General features: G+C 71.2%; 3 protein-coding genes and 1 pseudogene. 2 read left to right on the plus strand and 2 right to left on the minus strand.

Annotation, left to right across the window (positions count from 1 at the left end):
* Window positions 1-183 precede the first annotated feature (183 nt).
* Both AB0C36_RS42605 and AB0C36_RS42610 read left to right on the plus strand, forming a co-directional pair.
* Window positions 184-498, plus strand: a complete 315-nt coding sequence (locus AB0C36_RS42605; protein WP_358365048.1) for a hypothetical protein — start codon at window positions 184-186, stop codon at window positions 496-498.
* A 145-nt stretch (window positions 499-643) separates the two neighbouring features.
* Window positions 644-1,514 (plus strand): annotated as a pseudogene (locus AB0C36_RS42610) (transposase); the annotation flags it as partial.
* Window positions 1,515-1,804: 290 nt separating this feature from the next.
* On the opposite strand, the gene AB0C36_RS42615 reads toward AB0C36_RS42610, so the two are convergent.
* Both AB0C36_RS42615 and AB0C36_RS42620 read right to left on the minus strand, forming a co-directional pair.
* Entirely contained in the window at window positions 1,805-2,491 is a 687-nt protein-coding gene (locus AB0C36_RS42615; RefSeq protein WP_358365050.1) for a cutinase family protein, read from the minus strand.
* Window positions 2,492-2,676: 185 nt separating this feature from the next.
* Window positions 2,677-3,681: a LacI family DNA-binding transcriptional regulator gene (locus AB0C36_RS42620; RefSeq protein WP_358365052.1), complete on the minus strand. Its 1,005-nt coding sequence runs from the start codon at window positions 3,679-3,681 to the stop codon at window positions 2,677-2,679.
* Between the last annotated feature and the right edge of the window lie 446 nt (window positions 3,682-4,127).

Consider the following 4,127-nt stretch of genomic DNA (forward strand, 5'->3'; position numbering starts at 1 on the left):
ACCCGCTGGAAGAGCTCGTACAACTCGTCCGGCACCAAACGTTCGACCATCGACACCAGTTCAGGCTACCGAAAGCACCAAATGAGATGACGTCTTAGCTTGTCGTTTAACCTCGGGGCGCCGTCCTGCCGGCACGAACCTGTCGCTACCGTCGTTCTTGGTACAGGAGAGCGAGGGGGCAAGGTGACGCCGGAATCGTGGCAGCCCAGGCGGGGTGACACGCTCGTCGGCACGTTGATCCTCGACGAGATCGACATGTTCTGGACGGACTGCCGGTTCGAGCCCGGACCGGGCTGGGACGAGGTCAGCCCCCTGTTCGAGGCGCTGAAGGTCGCCTGGCAGCACGGCGGGACGGACGAACGCGTGCGGGCCGACCAGGACATCGCGGCACAGCAGATGGTGCTCGTCCCCGACGACGGCAGCGAACCGATCACCGGCGGGCTGCTGCGGATCCACCAGGACCGAGCGCGGTTCCGTGGGTGGCGCGCCGACGCCTGACCGAACTGCTCACTTGTGGACAGCTTCCGGCAATCCGGTAGAGCGGGAGGCCCCGGGGGTCACCGTTGGCGTTGTGGACGTCGACCCCTCGCATGCCGCTCGCCTGAACGAACTCTCCTTTCTACGATGTGAGTTGCGCGCGGTCATGACGCGGCGCGGCGATGCGCTGTTCGAGCTCGCGGACGCGCTGCTCTGCGCGGACGGGGCCGGTGAAGACGCTGGTCGGGCTCTCGCTCGCTCCGGAACACCGGCGTGGCCACGGCGCTCTCTACGACGCGCTCAATCAGGGACGGATCGACACCGGTCGGCTGCGCGACGCACTCGTGCGGCTGCCGCTGCCCCGCGCCGCCGACGGGCGGATCGTCCTGGCGGTCGACGTGTCCCCGTGGCTGCGGCCGGACGCGGACACCAGCCCGGGCCGGTCCTTCTGCCACACCTACGGGCGGGGTGAGGGCAAGCATCAGATGGTGCCCGGCTGGCCCTACTCGATCGTTGCCGCGCTGGAGCCCGGTCGCAGTTCGTGGACGGTGGTGCTGGACGCGGTCCGGTTCGGACCGGGCGAGGACGTCGCGGCGGCGACGACGCTTCAGGTCCGCGCCATTGTCGACCGGCTCGTCGCCGCCGGGCAGTGGAAACCGGGAGACCTGGACGTCATGGTCGTCCTGGATGCCGGCTACGACGTCCCCCGCATCGCCCACCTGCTCGCCGACCTGCCCGTCGAGGTGCTCGGCCGGATGCGCTCGGACCGCGTCCTGCGACGTCCGACGCCCGTCTATGCGCGGCCGCCGGAAGGCGGGCGCCCGCCCAAGCACGGCGGCGAGTTCGTGTTCGGCAAGCCCGACACCTGGGGCGAACCGCAGGCCGCCACGACGACGGAGACCACCCGCTACGGCACCGCGCACGCGACCGCGTGGGACCGGCTCCACCCGCGACTCACCCGCCGATGCGCGTGGGTGGATCACACCGACGAACTCCCCATGATCTCCCGCAGCCGCACCGAAACCCAGCACACCCGGCCCCGGTCGGCCACCCGGCTCGAAGAACCGCAGAACCCTCACCCCGCCACGACGTCGGACGCATCGTCAAAACAGGGGAGCCCTACTCCAGACCCAGCCACCACAACGTCGGCACCAAGCCGAGGCGCACAGGTTAAAGGACAAGCTTAGTACCTGTTCCTGAACCCCAAAGCCAATACGAGCCCCGGCCCCGCGCGTGAGCGGGAAGCCGGGGCTCGCCTTGGGTCAGGTGCCGGATTGCCGGCTGCCGTGGGGTCCGCCGCGGATTGTGGGCAGCGGTGCTGGTGGCGTCAGATGCGTGCGGCGATGAAGACTGCGGCGGGGTTGCTGTGTGTGGGTTGGGAGTAGGCGCCGTGGGCGTTGGCGTCCCATCCGCCTCCGCAGATCGGGTCGCCGGTCGCGCAGTCGTCGAGGGTTCGTGCCTGGTAGGTGCCGGTCACCTGGCGGTAGGTGGGGAAGCCGCGGATCGGGTTGCCGTACAGCACCACGGCCTTGACGCGGGGTTCGATCGTGGTGGGGATGACGGCGACGGTGGGGCCGCCGACGAGGGCGCCGTCGCTGCCGACGCCGATCGCGTTGTCGACGACGTTGGCGCCCTGGGAGTAGCCGGCGAGCACGAACTTCTGGTTCGGGCAGGCGGCGGCCTGGGCCTTGAGGTGTTGGACGAGGTCCCAGTTTCCGACGGAGGCGGACCACGGCTCCAGGCTGGCGGGGTAGTTCACCCGGTAGTAGGAGACGGACGTGCCCGCGGTGCGGGCGTTGATCGCGGCGACCAGGGCGTCGTAGACCGGCTCGGGGCCGCTGTTGGACGGGGCACCGTTGCCGCTGAGGTTGGTGCCGGTCGCGTATACGACGTCGACGTCGGCGCAGGACACAGCGGCGGCCTGCTGGGCGGTCATGACCGTCAGGGTGCCGGCGGCGAGCGCGGCGGAGACAGCCACGGCGAGCTTGGCGGTGGCACGGCGTCGTCGGTGCATGGAGGGTCCTCTCGAAGCGGGGGGCGCCGACCGCCGTGGACGGGCGCGGTCGGCCTCAGGGCGTGCAGGCGCAGCTCCGGCGCGAATGCGGCCGCAGCGCATCAATAGCTGTGACACAGATCACTAACGCGCGTAAGTTCGCCTTTGTTTTACCATCGGGTAACAAAGGCTTCAAGGGAAACTGCTCAGGTGGATGCGCGCGCTACGACGTCCGGTGTCCAGACCGGCGGTTCGTCGGCGTCGGGCCCGCCGCCGCCGCGGATCAGGCCGAGTCGCTGCAGGACCATGCGGGCCAGCATGGCTCCGAAGGGCTTTCCCGAGCTTCGGATCGTCGTCAGCGGCGGGCAGGCGTAGCGGGCCTGGGCGATGTCGTCCACCCCGATCACGGCGAGGCCGTCGGGGACGCGCACCCCCAGGATCCACGCGGCGTGCAGGACCGCGAAGGCGACGTCGTCGTTGAACGCGGCGACCGCCGTGACCGGTTCGTCGGCCAGCCATCCGCGCAGCAGCGCCGTGAAGTCCCCGTCGGCGGGCAGGGAACGCGCCGTCACCGCCGGGAGGCCGAGCCCCCGGGCGGCTTCGTCCGCGCCCGCGTACCGCCGATCCGACATCGGCCGCAGCTCGGGCTCGGACGGGTGGACGTAGCCGATGCGGGTGTGCCCGCGCGCGGCCAGGTGGCCGGCCTGCGCGACGCCGATGACACGGCCTGCGTCGTCGCGCGGCGGCGGCGGATCCTCCGGCCCGGGCAGGACCGCCCGCGCGCCGCGTGCCCTGAAGGCCGCGACCTGCGCCTCGTCGAACGGCATCAGCCCCACCACCGCCACCGGCGCCACCGCCGCCGCGAGCGCGAGGGCCTGCGGCCGGTCCGGACCCGCCGTGTGGGTCACCAACATCAACCCGTGCACGGCCAGTCCCCGGTCCAGCTCGGCGACCAGCTGACCGACCATCGCGCTCGGCGGGAAGTCCGGCAGACACAGCAGCACCGTGCTGCCCCGCCCCCGCGACAACGCCTGGGCAGGGCCGTGCGGGGTGTAGCCGAGTTGCTTCGCGGCCACGAGCACTTTCTGCCTGGTCGCCGCCGAAATGGTCTGATTCGGCACGTCGTTGAGTACGAAGCTCACCGTCGACCGCGACACACCCGACGCCCGCGCGACGTCGGCGGCCGTCACCCTCGACCCACGACGTGCCACCGAGCCCTCCAAGCCCCAGCCGCCGGCGCCCCACCTGCATTGCCCGGCGCGACCAGCCTACGCCCCACCTTGGCACCACACGTCCGGCGCACCCGACCTCGGCCCGGCGCCCGTGCAGGCTTCGTCGGCGGCGTGCCGTGGAACAACAACGCGAAGTCAAGCGCCGACACGGCTCGCCCGGCGCACAGCGGCGGGACGGCGGGGGCGGTCACGCAGCCCGCGCGGCTGGCGCCGACCGCGCGGATCGGACGGTCTTGCGGCGGGCGAGGCGGCGGGTCATCAGAGAGATCGCCGCCCACGTCAGAAGGCTCTCGGCTTCTCTGAACTACTCAGGCAGTCGGGCTGAGGCAACCTAACGAGCTCGTGCATGGTTGGCGGTGACGCGTCGAACTGCCGATCGGGGATCATGGTGGCGTGGTGGGGAACGCGGCACGTGCAGCGATCGT

Source organism: Streptodolium elevatio, from assembly GCF_040649515.1.
Lineage (GTDB): Bacteria > Actinomycetota > Actinomycetes > Streptomycetales > Streptomycetaceae > Yinghuangia > Yinghuangia elevatio.